Genomic DNA, 17,511 nt, shown 5'->3' with positions numbered 1-17,511 from the left:
CTATGAGGGTTTTATATACTTTATGATTAGAAAAATTAAGCATATAAAGATTCTTTTAGTTAGCTTTCCTTGCCTTTTGGCTGTGTTAAAGCTGATTGTTGACTTTTAGCACCCTGTTGATTGGAGCGGAAGGTGCGAGACTCCTGCGGGAGGAGCGTGTCAAAGGGAGACCCAACAGGCACGAATGTGCCGAGGAGCGCCGGACCGCCCGCTGACAGCTTGAGCTCCTGGAGGGAAATCAACAGGCGAGTTTAACAGAGCCAACCTTTTAAAAACAACAATACGCTTTAATACAGTAATTAAATAAAAAACACCCATCAATTTGATGAGTGTTAGGTGGTACTTATTTTAGTTTCGAAAATGCCTTTTCAGCTGCTTTGATCGTTTTCTCTATATCTTCATCTGTATGAGCGGTTGAGAGGAAAAGCCCTTCAAATTGGGAAGGCGGAAGGAAGATACCCTGATTTGCCATTTCCCTGTAGTATTCTGCAAAGTATTCTAAATTGGATGTTTTAGCCTTTTCATAATTAATAACATCTTCATTCGTAAAGAAGAAACCGATCATGGATCCAGCGCGGTTAATTGTATGAGGGATATCATACTTTTCCGCAGCAGCTTTTAAGCCCTCTTCCAGTCTGTCTGCCTTACGTTCGAATTCTTTATATGACTCAGGCGTCAGCTGGCTTAGCGTCTCAAAGCCGGCTGTCATCGCAAGCGGGTTGCCGGATAAAGTGCCTGCCTGATAAATTGGTCCGCTGGGAGCAATTTGCTTCATGATTTCAGCTTTTCCGCCATAGGCACCTACAGGCAGGCCTCCCCCAATAACTTTTCCGAGACAAGTTAGATCTGGTGTTACATTAAAGTATCCCTGAGCACAATTGTAGCCAACACGGAAACCGGTCATTACCTCATCAAAGATCAGCAAAGAACCATTTTGTTCAGTAATGTCTCTTAAGCCTTCAAGGAAGCCTGGCTGCGGAGGCACTACTCCCATGTTTCCAGCAACAGGCTCAACAATAACCCCTGCAATGTCTTCACCAAATTGCTCAAAAGCATACCTTACACTTTCAAGGTCATTGTATGGTACGGTAATCGTATTTTTTGCAACACCCTCAGGTACACCAGGGCTGTCAGGAAGTCCAAGAGTTGCCACACCGGAACCCGCTTTAATTAAGAGGGAATCACCATGGCCATGGTAGCAGCCTTCGAATTTCATGATTTTATTTCGGCCGGTATAGCCACGGGCTAATCTCAAGGCACTCATTGTTGCCTCTGTACCTGAAGAAACCATGCGGACCACTTCAATGGATGGTACACGGTCAATGACCAGCTTGGCAAGTTCATTTTCAATTTCAGTAGGCGCCCCGAAGCTTGTCCCCATTTCGGCAACCTTCTTTATTGACTCTACAACACGATCATTTGTATGGCCCAGGATTAAAGGTCCCCAGGATAAAACATAATCAATATATTCATTTCCATCAATATCATAGATTTTTGATCCTTTTCCCCGTTCCATGAAAATCGGATCCATGTTAACTGATTTAAATGCCCGGACAGGGGAGTTAACTCCTCCAGGCATTAATTCGCCAGCTTCCTTGAAAGCTTCAATAGACTTTTCGTAAGAGCGCATATCATCCCTCTTTTCATTTTATAGGAATTTAATAAATGTTATTATTCAACTTTAATAGTATCTAAATTCAGGTGTCATCTGCACAAGGTTTAAGTCAAACCACGCGATCTCCGCTTTTCTTACTGTTCCTTTAACCATCTTGCTGCATCTTTTGCATGGTAGGTAATGATTAAGTCACTTCCAGCACGTTTCATGCCTGTTAGCATTTCCATTACAATCTTCTCTTCATCGATCCAGCCATTCTGTGCAGCAGCTTTTACCATTGAATATTCACCGCTAACATTATAAATGACAATCGGAAGGTTTATATTGTTTTTTACATCGCGGACAATATCAAGGTATGGCATTCCTGGTTTTACAATAAGGAAGTCCGCTCCCTCCATTAAATCAGATTCAGCTTCCCGCAATGCCTCCATACGGTTGGCAGGATCCATCTGATATGCTTTGCGGTCGCCAAATTGCGGAGTGCTGTCAGCAGCATCGCGGAAAGGCCCATAAAATGCAGACGCATATTTTACAGCGTAAGACATAACCGGGATATTTTCAAAGCCAGCTTCATCAAGTCCTGCACGGATCGCAGCTGTAAAGCCATCCATCATGTTTGAAGGGGCAATAATATCTGCACCCGCCTTGGCCTGGCTGACAGCAGTCTGCACAAGCAATTCAAGCGATGCATCATTTAGCACTTCCCCATTTTCAATCAGTCCGCAATGGCCATGGTCCGTATATTCGCAAAGGCATGTATCCGCAATTACGATGATTTCAGGAAACTTTGACTTAATGAACCTTGTTGCTTCCTGCACGATCCCATGGTCATGATAAGCCTGCTGCCCGCAAGCATCCTTCTCTTTAGGAATCCCGAATAACAACACGGATTTAATTCCAAGAGAAACGACTTCATTCATTTCTTCTTCTAAATGGTCCAATGATAAGTTGTATATACCCGGCATGGAAGGAATTTCTCTTTTAATATCATTGCCTTCCGCAGCAAATATCGGATAAATTAAATCCTCAGTCCGCAAGAAATTTTCACGGACAAGCGCTCTCATATTAGAAGTTTGGCGAAGGCGTCTATGCCTGGTGAATTGTAGATCCATTAATTTCCCCTCCTGTTTTCTTCCAAATATTCAATAATGGATTTCAACATGCTATATACTGTAAACTCTTCTGGAACTGCATGAACATGCAGGCCATAATCCTCTGCTCGTTCTTTTGTAACGGGGCCAATGCAGCCTACCAAGCTGTTCTTTAATGCATCTTGATATCCGAGTTCTTTTACAGCCCTCATAAAATGATCTACAGTCGAAGGGCTTGTAAATGTCAGGATATCGATCCCTTTCCCTGAAAGCTGATTATTTAACAGGCCGATGCTGTCCTTTGGGAAAATCGTTTCATAAACGATAATTTCATCAACCTTGGCGCCTTTTTCGGAAAGGGAAGAGGCTATATAGTCACGCGCAAGGTTACCCTTGGGAACCAGTACTTTCATTCCTTTTTCTATGAAAGGCAGAAAATCCTCAACAAATCCTTCAGCAACATACTGCCTGGGTGAAAAATCAACATTAATTCCCCTATCAAGAAGGCTGCTTTTCGTCTTTTCACCTATAACCGCTACTTTCGGCAAAGGTTTACTAATAGGCAAGTCATGGTCAAAAAAAGCTTCAACTGCTGTTTTACTGGTAAAAATAAGCCAGTCATATGTGTGAATCCTTTTACAGGCTTCAGAAAAGGATTCCGAATTCCGCAAAGGCATAAAAGCAATCAAGGGAATCTCAACCGGTATCCCTCCATAGCTTTTGATCAGCTTGGAATAGGTTTGTGCCTGCTTCTTCCCTCTTGGCACCAAAACAGTCATGCCTTTTAAAGGGGAGGCAAGGGTCATTGCCCGTCAAGCTCCTCTTTCACTCTGTCAATTAACCCTTTTGCCCCCTGTTCAGTTAACTTCTGAGCCATTTTAACCCCAACTTCTTCCGGGTTTGAGCCTTTAAGTGTCTCCTTATAAATAACCTTTCCATCAGGAGAACCGACTAGGCCGGTTAAATGAATTTCACCAGATTCATCCAGCGTGGCATAACCTGCGATCGGCACCTGGCATCCGCCCTCCATTTTATGAAGAAACGCCCGTTCCGCCCGTACTGTTTGGCTTGTTTCACTGCATGTGAACTTTTCAAGCAAGGCAAGAAGATCTTCATCACTTTCCCGGCACTCAATAGATAGGGCACCCTGGCCGACAGCAGGCACACATACAGCCGGCTCAAGGAATTCTGTGACGACATCAGAAGCCCATCCCATTCTGGAAAGACCGGCTGCTGCAAGAATGATGGCATCATATTCTTCTGTCTCGAGCTTGGCTAATCTCGTATCTATGTTCCCCCTGATCCATTTAATCTCCAAATCAGGGCGCTGGGCTAGTATTTGTGCCCCTCTGCGCAAGCTGCTTGTACCGATTACTGATCCGGCTTTTAATTCACTGAGTTTTACATGCCCTTTTGATATAAGAGCATCGCGATGGTCTTCCCTTTCAGGGATGCTGCCAATGACAAGTCCTTCTGGAAGAACAGCCGGCATATCCTTCATGCTATGTACTGCCATATCAATTTCTTTATCAAGCATAGCCTGCTCGATTTCTTTAACAAATAGTCCTTTTCCTCCAACCTTGGAGAGTGTAACGTCAAGTATTTTATCTCCCTTCGTTACGATTTCTTTTACTTCAAATTCAAAGGAAGGATCGATGCTTTTCAATTGATTGATGACCCATTTTGTTTGTGTAAGCGCTAGCTTGCTTCGTCTTGAACCTACAATTATTTTTCTCATGACAGCCTCCTGCTTTTGTCCAGCTGGCCATAAAAACGAATGGCAGCCGGTCTTTAAGAATACCAAAAATGAAAAGATGAAAGTTTACCAAAGAGAAAGAAATTTATTAACACAATCAGAAAAGAAGCTAAATTCCAAAGTGCCAATGATTTTCCATACAAGCCTTTTCCAACCTTCATATAAAGATAAATGCTGTATAAAGCAAGGACAATGAAGGATCCGATTACTTTTGAATCGTACCATATCATATCGGGCACTTTCAGATACGCCCATTGAATGCCCAATATTAAGCTTATCATCAGCATAGGTACCCCGATGACGTTTAATACATACGACATATGTTCAAGCTTTGATAAATCTGCTATCCGGAGCAATCTTGTTCCCCATTTTTTCCTTTTAAGCAAGTCATATTGAATTAAATAGAGTAGGGAAAAAACAAAGGAAAGCGAGAAAGCCCCATATGAAAGAATCGCAACGGTTATATGGATCAGCAAAAGTTCCGAGATCAGCTGCTGTGCCTTTACTGCCGAATCAATCTGTACCGGTGCGAATGTATGGATGGCCATAATAATGAAGCCAAGAACATTTGTAAAAAAGACGATAAAGTCGACCCTGAGAAGCCGGTTTATCCCAAGTGAGAGTGTAATTAGCACCCAGGCATAAAAATAAAGACCCTCAAAAATGGTCAATACAGGGAATCTGCCTGTATTGATCATATATAAAACAAGGAAAACAGTTTGCAATACCCATACAAATGCAAGTAACCAGAAGGCAATTCGGTTCGCCTTCCGGTTATGATGAAGAAAATCGATAAAATATAAAAGGACACACAAGGCATACAGAACCACCGTAAATTCATGCAGCCGTGTCATAAATATATCAGACATGGACAGAACCCCTTTTATCCCACATTAGCGGGCAGTAAGACCCCCACTTCAAGACTTTGAGGGGACAATAAAGGAAAGCGGGGGTTCAACTGCCCGTAAAAGCCCGATGATCAGAACTCAGACTAAAGACGCCAAGTCCTCCCAAAAGCAATCGCTTTCGGTTGTGCGATGTATCGCTGCTGTAGCCTTCCTTGTCCTGTGGCAGCGTCTGAGTGACCCGCATCGCGCGGGCCTCAACTAGCCATCAGCGGGGACGAAAGAACCCCCTGCTGATGGCTAGTTTCACTTTATGATTGAAAGGAAGCCTGCGGCGTTTGAGCGATTGCGTGCTTTGGTTTAGCTGCGTACACGTTCTGCTGCTCTGAAACAAGTTCTTCTAGATTAAAGATTTTTACAAATAAATCTAATGCCTGATCGGAATCTTTCTGTCCAGCCATTTCTTTAGCTTGTAAAATAGGATCTTTTAATAGCTGATTGATAATGCTCTTTGTATGCTTATTTAACACCTTTTTATCACGATCACTCAAGTGCGGCAGCTTTCTTTCAATGCTTGTCATAGTTTCACTCTGTATAGCCAGTGCTTTCTCACGCAGTGCAGAAATAACTGGGACAACGCCAAGCAAATTCAGCCATTGTTTAAACTCAACAATTTCCCCTTCAATCATTAGCTGAATTTTTGAAGCCGCCTTTTTGCGTTCTTGAAGGTTTGCTTCGACAATTCCCTCGAGATCATCAATATCATACAGGAATATGCTATCTAATTCGGCAAGCTTGGGATCCAAGTCCCTAGGTACGGCAATATCCACCATAAACAGCGGCTTGCCCTTGCGCATTTTTTCTACGTTTGCCATCATGTCCTTGGTAATAACAAAATCTTTTGCACCAGTTGAGCTGATTAAAATATCAGCATCAATAAGGGCACACTGAAGCTCAGCTAATGTCTTTGCTTCTCCAGCGTAGCGGTCTGCAAGGCCTTTGGCTTTTTCATACGTACGGTTAATGACAGTGACTTTGCTTGCCCCATTCGCATGAAGGTTCTGGATTGCAAGTTCACCCATTTTGCCGGCTCCTAATATTAGGACATGTTTATTTTCAAGTGTACCGAATATCTTTTTAGCCAACTCTACAGCTGCGTAGCTGACAGAAACGGCATTGGCTCCTATTTCAGTTTCTGAATGAGCACGCTTTGCAAGTGTTACCGCTTGTTTAAACAGCTGGTTGAATACTGTACCCGTCGTGTTTTCTGATTGCGCTTCCAGAAAGCTTGACCTAACCTGTCCTAAAATTTGTGTTTCGCCTAGAATCATGGAATTAAGGCCGCATGCAACTTTAAATAAATGCTCAATAGCCCCATCCTCTTCATAGATGAACAGGAAAGGTGAAAATTCGCTTTGATCTATATTAAATTGCTCAGCCAAAAATTCCTTTATATAATAACGGCCAGTATGAAGCTGGTCTACCACTGCATAAATTTCGGTACGATTGCAAGTAGACAGGATTACATTTTCAAGAATGCTCTTTTTATTATTCAGTGTCTTCATCGCATCGCCCAATTGTGAAGAATTAAAGGTTAGACGTTCACGAATTTCAACAGGGGCAGTTTTATAATTTAGACCGACGACCAATATATGCATTTGAAATTGACACCCCCAGATAGATTGCATAGTTCAACTAATTATAATTATAACATTTCTATTTTTTCATTTAATGCTAAAATGTGAACAGAAATTGAACACATATGTTAATATGTTTGTGATAAGAAAAGCGCAAGCGCCTTGCCCGCCCCCGACAAGCTCGAGTGGGTAGGCGCTGGAGATAGACAGTTCACGGAGTTCAAATTTAATTCTTTCTTATCTTCTTAAAAGACAAATAGTCCCTTAAGTACAGTAACAAAAAAACTTGCCAGATTCAAGTGAACCTTATTGGAAGTGGTGTTTTTATGAAAAATCAGCGTATTTTCCCGGGAATCATTTTAATCGGCTTTGGAGCATACTTCTTCCTCCAGCAAACTAATTTTGATGCCCTGCAGCCATTTTATACGTGGCCAACGCTTCTTATCATCGTGGGGGCCGCATTTTTATTTCAGGCATACGGAGCCAGAGACTATGAAGCCATTCTGCCAGGTGTTATTTTAGCTGGATTTGGCCTGCATTTCCATGTCGTGAACCGCCTTGATATATGGCCGGATCATATAGGAATTTTCATTTTGATTATTGCACTGGGTTTTCTGCTTCGCCATCAAAAAACAGGAACTGGCCTGTTCCAGGGCATCTTATTTTTAATTCTTGCCGCCATGCTGCTTTTTTATGACAGGGTCATTGAATGGTTGGGCCTTCTCGAAAACGGAGTTTCGGCTGCCTGGCGCTTTTGGCCGGTTCTTTTAATTCTTCTGGGCCTGTATTTCCTAATCATAAAGAAAAAGTAAAAAGACAGGGGCTTCTCCCCTGTCTTTTCTTCTATAAAACAGAATCTAAAAAGTTCTTGGTTCTTTCTTCCTTTGGGTTATTAAACAGATCCTCCGGGTGCCCTACTTCCACTATTCTTCCATCATGCATATAGACCGCCCAATCTGCGACTTCCTTGGCAAATCCCATTTCATGGGTAACAACTACCATCGTCATCCCTTCTTCAGCCAGTTCCTTCATTGTTGAAAGAACTTCTCCTACCAGCTCGGGGTCCAAGGCAGAGGTAGGCTCATCAAATAGCATGATATCAGGTTTCATCGCCAGCGCCCTGGCTATTGCAACACGCTGCTTCTGTCCACCCGAAAGCTTTGATGGGTACACGTTTTCCTTTTCAGAGAGCCCTACTTTTCGTAAAAGCTCTTGAGCTTCTTTCTTAACTTCATCTTTAGGGCGTTTTTTTACCTGCAAAGGCGCTTCCATCACATTCTCGAGAACGGTCATATGAGGGAAAAGATGAAAATGCTGAAATACCATCCCCACTTTTTCCCTGACTTTGTTTAAATCATGGGTTTCTTTTTCAACCTTTTCTCCCTCAAAAATGATGCTTCCGCTATCCTTTAATTCAAGAAAGTTCAAGCAGCGGAGCAACGTGCTTTTGCCGGATCCGCTTGCCCCGATTAAGCAAACTACATCACTTTCTTTTACCGTCATATCTATATCTTTTAAAACATGCAAATCACCGAAAGATTTATTAAGCTTTTCAACTTTTATCATGTACGATTTACTCATGTGCATCCTTCCTCCTTAATCACTGCTTGCCATTTTTTTCTCAACCATATTTACAAGGACAGAGAAAATAAGTACAAGTACCAAATAGTAAACAGCTACGATCAGCAAATAGCTCATGTAGTCATATTCGTTTGACCCATATGTTGTCGCCACATTAAAGAGCTCGTACATGCCGATGAAGGAAGCCAGCGAAGAATCCTTCAAAGCAATGATAAACTGGTTGCCAAGCGGCGGCATGGCACGGCGGAAAGCCTGGGGGAGTATAATCCTTCTCATCGCCAAACCGGCTGTCATGCCAAGGGAGCGGCCTGCTTCCATCTGTCCCTTGTCAATGGATTGAATGGCACCTCTAAAAATTTCGGCAATATAAGCTCCGTTGTGGAAGGCAAGTCCAAGCACAACAGACCAAAACTGCGAAATATCCAAAGCCGTCAACCCAAAATAGAAAATGAATATTTGCACAACCAGCGGTGTTCCCCTAACAAGGAAGACATAAACATCAGCAATCCATTCCAAAACTTTTATTCTTGATATCTTTAAAAAAGCAAAAAACAATCCTATAAAAATAGCAATAAAAACCGCTACCACTGTTAATTGAAAAGTTAACACCATTCCCTTTAAAAATACGGGATATGTATCAATGAATTTAGTCAGCAAATCCACATGGATCCCCCCTATCAGGTGCTTATTATGTCTGATATTCTATTTAGTTTAGTTAAACCTAAAGTAAAACAGGCGAATGCATTCAACACACATCCGCCCGCAATGTTATTCCTTCTCAGGATCAACCGTTATATCTTCACCGATATATTTTTTGCTGATTTCTGTGAGTGTTCCATTCTCGCGAAGTGTTTCAAGAGCTTCATTTACTTTTTCAAGCAGCTCTTCATTATCCTTTGCAACAGCAATTGCCTGTTCACTGCGGCCAAGAAGCTCTTTTCCCTCTATGTCCATGCCTGCTCCAATTGCTTCTTTACCTGTTACGAAGTCAGTAATAACAGCATCATGCTTCCCTTTGCTCAAAGCTTCCAGAGCTACAACATCACTGTCATAAAACTGAATATTATCCGTAACTTCCTCTGCATTTGCCGTGTATGTAGAACCTTTAGATACCGCAATTTCCATGCCTTCCAAATCTTCCAGCGTTTCAACTGAACTATCTGGGCGCACATAGATTTGCGGTCCTGAATAATAGTAAGGCGTTGAGAAGTTAACAGCGTTTAGACGTTCTTCCGTAATCGTATGGCTGGCTACGGCTGCGTCAAAACGGCCAGATTTCACGCCTTCCACAATACCGCCAAACTTAAATTTATTCTGAGCCGGCTCAAGTCCGAGCTCTTTTGCTACAGCTTCAGCTACATCAATATCAAAGCCGCTCATGCTGCCATCATCGTTTGTAAAACTAAAAGGTTTGAATTCACCTGATGCCGCGTACGTAAATTTCCCATCTTCTACAAGGTCCATTCCATCTTTAGACGCTTCCTCTGATCCGCATGCAGCCAGGACCAAAACGAAAGCCGCTGCTATAATTCCTTTTAGCCAATGTCTCACTAGTCTAAAATCCCCCTTTAGTTTCTCTCTTTTATAAAGCCCCTTTAACTTTAGCATCATTTTAAAATATTCTCAAAATTCATATTTTATGATAATTTATGATATGAACGGAAAAAGCGGGCTCTCATGAACTGACAAGCCTTGTCCTCCATTATGACCCCAAATCCTCTTCCGTCCTTCTGATTCCTTTCCATTCGACAAATTCCCCATCCACTGCCCACCATAAGTTAAACTGGAGTTTTGGTTTTATAATTACCTGTAACCAAAATTTCCTAGTTGCTGAACACACAAAAAACCCGCTGCATTATACAGCGGGATTTTCTTACATATAACTAAGCAATGCTGACCAAGCCTTATCTTTTCCATATCCTGTTTCAGAGGAAAACATAATGATCTGATCGTCCGGGTCAATATCCAGTGTTTCCTTTGTTATTTTCATATGCTTTTGCCATTTGGACTTTGGAATCTTATCCGCTTTCGTGGCAATTACTACACAAGGAATTTCATAATGCTTTAAAAAGTCGTACATCATGACATCGTCACTTGTAGGAGGATGCCGCAAATCAACAATGAGAACAACAGCTTTTAATTGCTCTCTCTTTGTTAAATACGTTTCAATCATCTTCCCCCATGCTTCACGTTCTTTTTTGGACACTTTTGCATACCCGTATCCTGGCACATCTACAAAGTGCAGCATCTCATTTATAAGATAGAAATTTAGTGTTTGTGTTTTTCCAGGCTTGGAAGAAATTCTAGCAAGCCCTTTTCTATTCAGCATTTTATTGATAAAAGAGGATTTGCCGACATTTGAACGGCCAGCAAGGGCAAATTCCGGCAAATCACTATCAGGATATTGATCTGGCTTTACAGCACTGATGACAATTTCTGAGCTGGTTACTTTCATGCTTGTGCACCGCCGTTCAGTGCATGCTTCAGTACCTCATCTACATGCGACACCAAAACAAAATCAAGTTCTTCTCTTATGCTTTCAGGGATATCCTCAATATCCTTCTCATTATCTTTTGGAAGGATAATTTTTGTCAGTCCGGCACGATGGGCACTTAAAGACTTCTCTTTTAAGCCGCCAATAGGGAGAACCCGTCCCCTTAATGTGATTTCACCTGTCATGCCGACTTCTTTTCGGATGGGTTTGCCTGATAAGGCAGAAACCAATGCTGTTGTTATTGTTATACCGGCAGATGGACCATCCTTTGGAACCGCCCCTTCAGGAACATGGATATGGATGTCATGTTTTTCATGGAAATTTTCATCAATGCCCAGTTCTTTTGCCTTTGACCTTACATAGCTGAAAGCCGCTTGGGCAGATTCCTTCATAACATCCCCCAGCTTGCCTGTCAGCACAAGCTTTCCTTTTCCAGGAGAAAGCGAAACCTCAATTTGCAGTGTGTCGCCTCCGACCGTTGTATATGCCAGCCCTGTGGCAACACCAACCTGATCTTCCAGTTCAGCCTGCCCATACCGGAATTTTCGTTTTCCAAGAAACTCTTCAACATTCTTCGCAGATACGATAACTTTCTTCTTTTCACCCGAAACAATGATCTTGGCTGTTTTTCTGCAAATGGTTGCAAGCTGGCGCTCCAATCCGCGGACCCCGGCTTCTCGGGTATAATAGCGGACAACCATTTGCAGCCCATCTTCACGTATTTGCAGCTGAGATTTGGTAAGACCGTGTTCCTTTATTTGCTTTGGAAGCAAGTGGTCTTTTGCAATGTGTATTTTCTCCTGCTCGGTATACCCTGCGATTGTTATGACTTCCATTCTGTCAAGCAGAGGGCCTGGAATGGTGCCAAGATTATTGGCAGTCGCAATAAACATAACCTTTGAGAGGTCATACGTCTCTTCTATATAATGATCGCTAAAGTTGTGGTTTTGCTCTGGATCCAAAACTTCCAGCATGGCGGACGAAGGATCACCTCGGAAGTCGGAAGACATTTTATCTATTTCATCCAGCAAAAATACTGGGTTTATGGTACCCGCTTTTTTCATCCCCTGTATAATGCGTCCCGGCATAGCTCCTACATACGTTCTTCTATGGCCGCGGATTTCAGACTCGTCCCGTACCCCGCCAAGAGAAACCCTGACAAAATGCCGGTTAAGGGATGTTGCTATTGAACGTGCAAGACTTGTTTTTCCGACGCCTGGAGGTCCAGCCAGACATAATATAGGGCCTTTAAGGGAATTAGTCAGTTTTTGGACAGCAAGGTATTCAAGAACCCGCTCTTTAACCTTTTCCAGCCCGTAATGGTCTTCATTTAGTATTTTCTCTGCTTTCCGGATATCCAGGTCATCTTCTGTTGCATTTGACCACGGCAATGTGACAAGCCATTCAATATAGTTACGGATAACAGCACTTTCTGCAGAGCTTGAAGGAACCTTTTCATAACGGTCCAATTCTTTCAAAGCTGTTAACTGGACATGCTCCGGCATGCCTGCTTTTTCAATTTTATCTGTAAGCTCAGCGATTTCACCCGTCTTTCCTTCCTTATCGCCAAGCTCTTTTTGGATTGCTTTCATCTGTTCACGCAAATAATATTCCTTTTGCGTTCTTTCCATTGACTTTTTTACACGCTGGCCGATCTTTTTTTCCAGGTTTAGAACTTCCTTTTCATTATGGATAATTTCAATTACCTGGTTCATACGGTCTTTTACATCAATCGTTTCAAGAATTTCCTGCTTTTCCTTAAGCTTTAAAGGCAAATGTGAAGAGATGATATCTGCCATTCGGCCAGGCTCTTCAATATCTGCAACTGAAGAATATGTTTCTGCAGAAATTTTCTTCGATACCTTTATGTATTGCTCAAAATACTCCAGCATGGTTCTCATCAGGGCCTGATCTTCTACATCCTTCGTATCGGGATCCTCAAAGACCTTTACGCTGACAGAATAATGTTCATCCTCTTCCTTGAATTCAAGAATCTCAGCTCTTTTCAATCCCTCAACAAGTACACGGATTGTTCCGTTTGGAAGCTTAAGCATTTGTTTAACGCGTGTAAGCGTACCCATGTGGTACAAATCATCTTCAGATGGTTCATCTATAGAGATATCCTTTTGTGTTGTCAGAAAAATTAAATGGTCATCTACCATTGCTTTTTCAAGGGCTTGAACTGATCTTTCACGGCCTACATCCAAGTGCAGAACCATGGTCGGATATACAAGCAAACCCCGAAGCGGCAGGAGGGGGACGATGATTTCTTTCTTTTTCGCCATTCCTTTGCACCTCCAAATGCATTTTACTTAATTTACCCCAAATTGCTAATAATTTCTTTGTCAATTCTAACTTATTTACACTAGAGTGTCTATTAAAGAGAAAAGGATACTAAAGCAAGTACAAAGAATTAAGAACATTACCTGATAATTAAACTTTATTCTTCTTTACGCAAGGCTGTTTTCGTAAAGTTTGTTGCTTTACAATGGCAAACTAAGTTAAACCAACTGAGTTGATTGCAGTGGAGGGCACTGACTCCTGCTCAGAAAAGAGGGGAATGGGAGACCCCGCAGGCGAAGCCGAGGAGGCTCGCATCGCTCCCCGCGGAAAGCAAGTGCCCGCAGCGAAAATCAACGAAGTAAAAACAACAATCTATGAGAAAAGAGCCTTACGCAAATAAAACTTCGGTTTGTAGCCTAAACTGCAAACCGAAGTTTTTTACCGCGATTAGCGGGAGGCGTCTGTCAAAGGACGATTAAAGATGCATCCTTAGACTTGAGCCATGCCACTTTAGATGCTCTCTTTTTTCGATAATTCGATTGAAGCAGTGATGGCTTGCTCTTTATGAAAATCCTTTTGTAAGGCCAAATCAAATACTTCATTTAAATGGCTTACAGGTACAATTTTTATGCCGGTAATCTCTTTTAATATGGACTGCATATTTTCTTTCGGAATAATCACTGTTTGGGCGCCCGCTTTTTTAGCAGCTTTCACCTTTGGATATACTCCTCCGATAGGCTTTACATAACCATGTATGCTAATTTCTCCGGTCATTGCCACTGTGTTATCTACCGGGCGCTTATAAATTGCAGAATAAATGCCAGTCGCCATGGCTATGCCGGCTGAAGGCCCATCAATTGGAACGCCTCCTGGAAAATTAACATGTATATCATATTCATCAGCCGGTACCCCCATTGACCTTAAGACAGTTATGACATTTTCTATTGACCCTTTTGCCATACTTTTTCTGCGAATTGATTTTCCTTGTCCGCCAATGCTTTCTTCTTCAACAATTCCCGTTATATTAATGCTGCCCTTTTCTTTTGCTGGTATAACCGTCACTTCAATTTCAAGCAGGGCACCTGTATTTGGTCCATAAACCGCCAATCCATTTACAAGACCGACTGCTGAATTGGAATTGATTTTCCGCTCCATCCTCGGTGTTAGCTGACTTGATTGAATAACCCATTCAATATCCTCATCTTTTATGTAATCCCTGTCTTCAGTGATGGCGAGTCCTGCAGAAATTTGAATCAAATTAACGGCTTCACGGCCATTTCTTGCGTAATTGGCAAGAATCCCTAACGCATTTTCGCTAATTTTCAGGTTGACCTTTTCTGCAGCTTTTTTACCTACAGCCGCTATTTCTTCTTCAGCCAGCTCCCTGAAAAATACCTCCATACATCTTGAGCGGATGGCAGGAGGAATTTCGTTAGGTGTTCTGGTCGTTGCTCCAATCAGCCTGAAATCTGCCGGAAGCCCATTTTTGAAAATATCATGGATATGATTCGGGATCTGGGTATTCTCTTCATTATAGTACGCACTCTCAAGAAACACTTTTCGGTCCTCTAGGACTTTTAAAAGCTTGTTCATTTGAATTGGATGAAGTTCCCCGATCTCATCAATAAATAGCACTCCCCCATGGGCATTTGTAACTGCTCCTTGTTTCGGCTGTGGTATACCCGCCTGGCCCATTGCACCTGCCCCTTGATAAATCGGATCGTGCACAGAGCCTATGAGCGGATCAGCAATGCCCCTTTCATCAAATCTGGCAGTCGTAGCATCCAGCTCAATAAAAACGGAGGATGGCTGAAATGGTGATTTCTCATTTTTTTTGGCTTCTTCCAATACCAATCTGGCTGCTGCCGTTTTTCCCACACCGGGAGGACCGTAGATAATAACATGCTGAGGATTGGGTCCGCACAATGCAGCTTTCAGAGACTTAATTCCGTCTTCCTGCCCGACAATATCCGCGAAGCTGGATGGGCGCACTTTTTCTGCTAAAGGCTCTGTCAGTGAAATAGAGCGCATCTTTTTTAATACATCCATTTCTTTTCTTGATTCCCGGTCAATAGAGACCTTTTGTGTCCGCTGGCTTCTCAGCAAATTCCAGAAATAAAGCCCGATGACAATTCCAAAAAACAATTGGATAAATAAAGCTATCCCCGTCCAACTCATTGTGTTCCCTCCTGCATTATTAGTTCTCGCTGATAATGCTAGTATCTCCCTCACTTTGTTGGAATAAACAAGGAATTCGCTTAAAAGTATGGAAAGAAGGGAAGGAGGAAAAAGTCTCTATGATTCTCTATTGTCATATAAAAATGGCCAAACCCTGAAGGGCTGGCCATTCCATTATGCAGAAGTTTTGCGCTCTTCTTCAACAACTGTTCCATCTTCTAAAATAAGCTTAGGATTACCGTTGTTGATAACTGTTTCTTTTGTAATAATACACTTTTTAATATCTTCGCGTGAAGGAAGATCAAACATAACATCAAGCATGATGCCCTCAATGATTGAACGAAGTCCGCGTGCCCCTGTCTTTCTTTCAATTGCTTTTTTGGCAATTTCTTCAAGGGCGCCTTCTTCGAATTCAAGCTCAACGTCATCAAGCTCGAGCATTTTTTGATATTGCTTAACAAGCGCGTTTTTCGGTTTTGTTAAGATCTCAATCAATGCTGCTTCATCAAGCTGGGATAGGCTTGCAATAACCGGAAGTCGTCCGATGAATTCCGGAATCAAGCCAAACTTCAGCAAATCTTCAGGAAGTACTTTTGATAAAAGCTCCTTTGGTTCAATTTCTTTTTGCTTTTGATCTGAACCAAAGCCAATTACTTTCTGGCCAAGACGGCGCTTAATAATTTGCTCGATGCCATCAAACGCACCGCCGCAAATGAATAGAATATTTGTAGTATCGATTTGAATGAACTCTTGATGCGGATGTTTGCGGCCGCCTTGTGGCGGAACGCTCGCAACTGTACCTTCCAGAATTTTCAGCAAGGCCTGCTGTACACCTTCACCGGAAACATCACGAGTGATGGAAGGATTTTCTGACTTTCGAGCCACTTTATCAATTTCATCGATATAAATAATTCCTTTTTCAGCCTTTTCTACATCATAATCTGCTGCCTGGATCAGCTTCAAGAGAATATTTTCAACATCTTCCCCTACATAACCGGCTTCAGTCAATGATGTTGCATCTGCAATAGCAAACGGAACATTAAGAATTCTAGCCAGTGTCTGGGCAAGTAATGTTTTACCGCTTCCAGTTGGCCCAATCATGGCAATATTACTTTTTGATAGTTCTACTTCATCAATTTTACTATTGGAATTAATGCGCTTATAGTGGTTATAGACCGCTACAGACAAAGATTTCTTTGCCTGATCCTGCCCGATAACATATTCATCGAGAATATCACGGATTTCGGCCGGCTTCGGCACATCCTTAAACTCAACTTCTTCTTCTGTGCCAAGCTCCTCCTCAACAATTTCTGTGCAGAGCTCGATGCATTCGTCACATATATAAACTCCTGGCCCGGCAACTAATTTGCGGACCTGGTCCTGTGTCTTTCCACAGAAAGAACATTTTAATTGCCCTTTTTCATCATTAAATTTAAACAAATCCTTCACCCCTTGAAAAAAAACTTCAAACCGATATATTAAGCTTGCGATATCACATGCAGACAATTCAATCTTCAGCCATAATAAAAGCGGAAATATTTATAATAAGGCGCTATATTCCTGACAAAAGCCTATCTTTAATAATTCACACTTTCGTAAAAATCAAAACCTTCAGCAGTTATGTATTGCATTGTAACACATTTTTACAGTAGACAGGAAATGATAACTCTCAGAAAACGAGTCCATTATGAAGGCATGCATGCGATGGCAATTCCAAATAAAACAGGCTGAATTTATATGTACTTCCATAAGCTTAACCAAAAATGGCTAAATTAAGTCGGCCTCATAAGCCGATTATTGAATTAACTATATATATGTATTTGTATTCCTGTCCATGTTCAATATGTCGCGAAACTTTTCACTTGGCAAAAGATATAAGGGCCGTTGTATTATGTAGGGTCCTGATTGTATAAAACAAGGCACGATAAACTCGCGCCTTGTTTCTATTAAGAAGGAAAAAGTTTCTGCCTTCGGAGTTAGACAACTGTCTAGCTCCGCCTCCTTGCCCCTCGAGGTCATAAGCCAAATTAC

General features: G+C 42.0%; 14 protein-coding genes. 1 reads left to right on the top strand and 13 read right to left on the bottom strand.

The window, feature by feature from the left end:
- Positions 1–343: 343 nt before the first annotated feature.
- From hemL to hemA, 6 genes are all read right to left on the bottom strand, one after another.
- On the bottom strand, positions 344–1,630 hold the full coding sequence (gene hemL, locus L634_RS0107255) for a glutamate-1-semialdehyde 2,1-aminomutase (RefSeq protein WP_026581881.1): 1,287 nt from the start codon (positions 1,628–1,630) through the stop codon (positions 344–346).
- A 119-nt stretch (positions 1,631–1,749) separates the two neighbouring features.
- Positions 1,750–2,727: a porphobilinogen synthase gene (gene hemB / locus L634_RS0107250; RefSeq protein ID WP_026581880.1), complete on the bottom strand. Its 978-nt coding sequence runs from the start codon at positions 2,725–2,727 to the stop codon at positions 1,750–1,752.
- Positions 2,727–3,512, bottom strand: a complete 786-nt coding sequence (locus tag L634_RS0107245) for a uroporphyrinogen-III synthase (RefSeq protein ID WP_026581879.1) — start codon at positions 3,510–3,512, stop codon at positions 2,727–2,729. The genes hemB and L634_RS0107245 overlap by 1 nt, the downstream gene beginning before the upstream one ends.
- Entirely contained in the window at positions 3,509–4,444 is a 936-nt protein-coding gene (gene hemC, locus L634_RS0107240; protein WP_026581878.1) for a hydroxymethylbilane synthase, read from the bottom strand. The genes L634_RS0107245 and hemC overlap by 4 nt, the downstream gene beginning before the upstream one ends.
- 53 nt (positions 4,445–4,497) lie before the next feature.
- Complete coding sequence (locus tag L634_RS0107235; RefSeq protein WP_026581877.1) at positions 4,498–5,331, bottom strand: cytochrome c biogenesis protein; 834 nt, start codon at positions 5,329–5,331, stop codon at positions 4,498–4,500.
- 287 nt (positions 5,332–5,618) lie between these two features.
- On the bottom strand, positions 5,619–6,965 hold the full coding sequence (gene hemA, locus L634_RS0107230; RefSeq protein WP_026581876.1) for a glutamyl-tRNA reductase: 1,347 nt from the start codon (positions 6,963–6,965) through the stop codon (positions 5,619–5,621).
- 305 nt (positions 6,966–7,270) lie between these two features.
- Here hemA and L634_RS0107225 point away from each other — a divergent pair, with 305 nt between their 5' ends.
- The gene (locus L634_RS0107225) at positions 7,271–7,756 is read left to right on the top strand and encodes a LiaI-LiaF-like domain-containing protein (RefSeq protein WP_026581875.1); all 486 of its coding nucleotides are present in this window, start codon (positions 7,271–7,273) and stop codon (positions 7,754–7,756) included.
- Positions 7,757–7,787: 31 nt separating this feature from the next.
- Here the strand turns inward: L634_RS0107225 and L634_RS0107220 are convergent, their stop codons facing one another.
- The 7 genes from L634_RS0107220 to clpX all read right to left on the bottom strand — a co-directional run bounded on the left by L634_RS0107220 (position 7,788) and on the right by clpX (position 16,920).
- A complete protein-coding gene (locus L634_RS0107220; RefSeq protein ID WP_026581874.1) occupies positions 7,788–8,525 on the bottom strand; it encodes an amino acid ABC transporter ATP-binding protein in 738 nt (245 codons plus the stop codon).
- A gap of 15 nt (positions 8,526–8,540) precedes the next feature.
- The gene (locus L634_RS0107215; RefSeq protein ID WP_026581873.1) at positions 8,541–9,188 is read right to left on the bottom strand and encodes an amino acid ABC transporter permease; all 648 of its coding nucleotides are present in this window, start codon (positions 9,186–9,188) and stop codon (positions 8,541–8,543) included.
- A gap of 105 nt (positions 9,189–9,293) precedes the next feature.
- The gene (locus L634_RS0107210) at positions 9,294–10,076 is read right to left on the bottom strand and encodes a transporter substrate-binding domain-containing protein (RefSeq protein ID WP_026581872.1); all 783 of its coding nucleotides are present in this window, start codon (positions 10,074–10,076) and stop codon (positions 9,294–9,296) included.
- Between the two features lie 322 nt (positions 10,077–10,398).
- A complete protein-coding gene (gene yihA, locus L634_RS0107200; protein ID WP_026581871.1) occupies positions 10,399–10,980 on the bottom strand; it encodes a ribosome biogenesis GTP-binding protein YihA/YsxC in 582 nt (193 codons plus the stop codon).
- The gene (gene lon / locus L634_RS0107195; protein ID WP_026581870.1) at positions 10,977–13,304 is read right to left on the bottom strand and encodes an endopeptidase La; all 2,328 of its coding nucleotides are present in this window, start codon (positions 13,302–13,304) and stop codon (positions 10,977–10,979) included. The genes yihA and lon overlap by 4 nt, the downstream gene beginning before the upstream one ends.
- 508 nt (positions 13,305–13,812) lie before the next feature.
- A complete protein-coding gene (gene lonB / locus L634_RS0107185) occupies positions 13,813–15,480 on the bottom strand; it encodes an ATP-dependent protease LonB (protein ID WP_026581869.1) in 1,668 nt (555 codons plus the stop codon).
- 174 nt (positions 15,481–15,654) lie between these two features.
- A complete protein-coding gene (clpX, locus tag L634_RS0107180; RefSeq protein ID WP_026581868.1) occupies positions 15,655–16,920 on the bottom strand; it encodes an ATP-dependent protease ATP-binding subunit ClpX in 1,266 nt (421 codons plus the stop codon).
- Positions 16,921–17,511 lie beyond the last annotated feature (591 nt).

This window comes from Bacillus sp. J33, assembly GCF_000518885.1.
Lineage (GTDB): Bacteria > Bacillota > Bacilli > Bacillales > Cytobacillaceae > Cytobacillus.
Note: the sequence above shows the minus strand (reverse complement) of the source record. Positions and strands in the feature narration are given on the sequence as shown.

Bases quoted from the DNA above. Each gene is read 5' to 3' on its own strand.
- hemL (WP_026581881.1), bottom strand. From the start codon at position 1,630: ATGCGCTCTTACGAAAAGTCTATTGAAGCTTTCAAGGAAGCTGGCGAA.
- hemB (WP_026581880.1), bottom strand. From the start codon at position 2,727: ATGGATCTACAATTCACCAGGCATAGACGCCTTCGCCAAACTTCTAAT.
- L634_RS0107245 (WP_026581879.1), bottom strand. From the start codon at position 3,512: ATGACCCTTGCCTCCCCTTTAAAAGGCATGACTGTTTTGGTGCCAAGA.
- hemC (WP_026581878.1), bottom strand. From the start codon at position 4,444: ATGAGAAAAATAATTGTAGGTTCAAGACGAAGCAAGCTAGCGCTTACA.
- L634_RS0107235 (WP_026581877.1), bottom strand. From the start codon at position 5,331: ATGTCTGATATATTTATGACACGGCTGCATGAATTTACGGTGGTTCTG.
- hemA (WP_026581876.1), bottom strand. From the start codon at position 6,965: ATGCATATATTGGTCGTCGGTCTAAATTATAAAACTGCCCCTGTTGAA.
- L634_RS0107225 (WP_026581875.1), top strand. From the start codon at position 7,271: ATGAAAAATCAGCGTATTTTCCCGGGAATCATTTTAATCGGCTTTGGA.
- L634_RS0107220 (WP_026581874.1), bottom strand. From the start codon at position 8,525: ATGAGTAAATCGTACATGATAAAAGTTGAAAAGCTTAATAAATCTTTC.
- yihA (WP_026581871.1), bottom strand. From the start codon at position 10,980: ATGAAAGTAACCAGCTCAGAAATTGTCATCAGTGCTGTAAAGCCAGAT.
- lon (WP_026581870.1), bottom strand. From the start codon at position 13,304: ATGGCGAAAAAGAAAGAAATCATCGTCCCCCTCCTGCCGCTTCGGGGT.
- lonB (WP_026581869.1), bottom strand. From the start codon at position 15,480: ATGAGTTGGACGGGGATAGCTTTATTTATCCAATTGTTTTTTGGAATT.